This is a genomic window from Streptomyces sp. NPDC006510 (assembly GCF_040611955.1).
In the GTDB taxonomy this organism is placed as follows: Bacteria; Actinomycetota; Actinomycetes; order Streptomycetales; family Streptomycetaceae; genus Streptomyces.
Genome location: NZ_JBEXPH010000429.1, coordinates 1 through 1,860, shown reverse-complemented (window position 1 = coordinate 1,860; position 1,860 = coordinate 1). Strand labels below are relative to the sequence as shown.

The following is a 1,860-nucleotide window of genomic DNA, read 5'->3' as shown; positions in this document are numbered from 1 at the left end:
TATCCCCGCATCCGGCGGACCGTAGGCACCCCGGCCAGCGCACCGAAAGCCACCCGCCCTGGCCCCGGCCGCCCCAAAGGCCGCACCTCAACCCCGCACCCCGCCACCCCGTTGGCAAGAAACACAACAGAACGGACACGACTCCGCAGGCCACGCCAAAGTCAAACCTTTAAATACAAGATTAGAGGTCACGCGGATAGGTGCGGTTGGGGATACCGGCGGCAGATCGGGCAACAGTCCCGGTGATCATGGAGTTGCAACGCACTGTGATCACTGAGGAGACCTGTGCCCGCGCTGCCGTCATGGCTGACCGAACCGCTCTGGGACCAGTTCGCGGTCCTGCTGCCCGCGCGGCCGGAGTACCAGCCGGACCATCCGCTGGGCTGCCACCGCAGGCGTATCAGCGACCGGATCATCTTCGACAAGATGCTGCAACTGCTGCGTTTCGGCTGTTCTTACGAGGCGATAGCGGATACGACGTGCTCGGCCACGACGATCCGCAGCCGCCGCGACGAGTGGATACGACTGGGCGTCTTCGCCGAGTTCAAGCGGATCGCACTCGACTCCTACGACCGGATCGTCGGCCTCGTCCTCGACCGGATCGCCGTGGACGGCTCCATCACCAAGGCCCCCGGTGGTGGTGAGGTCGCGGGGCGTTCTCCGGTCGACCGCGGCAAACAGGGCCTGAAACGCTCCGGCATGACGGATGGTTACGGCATTCCACTGGGCAGGGTCCTGGCCGGAGCCAACCGCCACGACTCACCACTCCTGGCCCCGACCCTGGACCTGCTGGACGACCTCGGACCCCTGCCCCAGGACATCACCGTCCACCTCGACGCCGGCTACGACTCCGGCAAAACCCGAGCCCTGCTTACCGAACGCGGCCTGAACGGCCGGATCGCACACAAAGGCGAGAAGGCGCCCATCCAGGCAAGCCAGAGGTGGCACGTGGAGCGCACTCACGCCTGGCAGAACGCCTTCCAGCGCCTCGCCCGCTGCTACGAGCGGCGGGCCACCGTCATCCATGCGTTCTTCGATCTCGCCGACACCGTCATCACCGTCCGCAGCCTGATCCGCCGGGCATGGACGACCCACCGCTGGGACGACCGCCCGCACCGCCGCCCATGAACAGCCGACGCCGGCATGCCCCGGGCGTTGGCCGCTGCGTGGCAGACACCCCGGGTACCGGGCAGAGACCTGGTCAGCAGCGGGTCAACACCGAAACCTCCCAGCCGAATCCCACCACCAGCCGGCCATCCGGAGTAACGGCCACCGCCGACACCGCCGCAGGAAACACCAACTCCGGTCCGACCTGCCGGCCGGTGGTCAGGTCCCACACCCGCACCGTCTCATCGGCGCTGCTGGTGACGGCGACCGGGCGGCCGTCCACCACCCCCGTCGCCACCGCACCCACCGAGCCGGTGTGGCCGGTGAGGGGTTCACCGACGGGCCGGCCGGTGGTCAGGTCCCACACCCGCACTTCTCCGTCGTCGCTGCCGGTGACGGCGACCGGGCGGCCGTCCACCACCCCGGTCGCCACCGCCAACACCGAGCTGGTGTGGCCGGTGAGGGGTTCGCCGACGGGCCGGCCGGTGGTCAGGTCCCACACCCGCACCGTCTCATCGTGGCTGCCGGTGACGGCGACGGGGCGGCCGTCCACCACCCCCGTCGCCACCGCACCCACCCGGCCGGTGTGGCCGGTGAGGGGTTCGCCGACGGGCCGGCCGGTGGTCAGGTCCCACACCCGCACCGTCTTGTCGTCGCTGCCGGTGACGGCGACCGGGCGGCCGTCCACCACCCCCGTCGCCACCGCCCACACGAAGTCGGTGTGGCCGGTGAGGGGTTCGCCGACGGGCCGGC

General features: G+C 69.9%; 1 protein-coding gene and 1 pseudogene. One reads left to right on the top strand and one right to left on the bottom strand.

Annotation, left to right across the window (positions count from 1 at the left end):
• Window positions 1-285 precede the first annotated feature (285 nt).
• Window positions 286-1,128 (top strand): IS5 family transposase, encoded by an 843-nt coding sequence (locus ABZY11_RS44205; protein ID WP_356484579.1) that lies wholly within the window; start codon window positions 286-288, stop codon window positions 1,126-1,128.
• A 73-nt stretch (window positions 1,129-1,201) separates the two neighbouring features.
• Here the strand turns inward: ABZY11_RS44205 and ABZY11_RS44200 are convergent.
• A pseudogene (locus ABZY11_RS44200) lies at window positions 1,202-1,860 on the bottom strand (hypothetical protein); the annotation flags it as partial.